This window comes from Candidatus Jidaibacter acanthamoeba (assembly GCF_000815465.1).
GTDB lineage: Bacteria > Pseudomonadota > Alphaproteobacteria > Rickettsiales > Midichloriaceae > Jidaibacter > Jidaibacter acanthamoebae.
Map to the genome: position 1 here is coordinate 1 of NZ_JSWE01000065.1, position 317 is coordinate 317.

Annotated in this window: 1 protein-coding gene; it reads left to right on the forward strand. The window is 33.1% G+C overall.

Annotated elements, in window-relative coordinates; translation table 11 throughout:
* Positions 1-317, forward strand: a 317-nt coding sequence (locus tag NF27_RS02390) for an ankyrin repeat domain-containing protein (RefSeq protein WP_039455421.1), incomplete at both ends; no start/stop codon positions are given.

Here is a 317-nt window from a genome sequence, read left to right on the forward strand (position 1 = left end):
TTTCTTACTTGCTGCTTGGAATGGAAACTTAGATGTGATGAGATATCTCCTTGAGCTAAAACCTGAGTTCATAGATTCATTAAATAAAGATGAAGATAATGCTTTCTTACTTGCTGCTTGGAATGGAAACTTAGATGTGATGAGATATCTCCTTGAGCTAAAACCTGAGTTCATAGATTCATTAAATAAAGATGAAGATAATGCTTTCTTACTTGCTGCTTGGAATGGAAACTTAGATGTGATGAGATATCTCCTTGAGATAAAACCTGAGTTCATTAATTCATCAAATAAATATGGAGCCAATGCATTTTTACTTG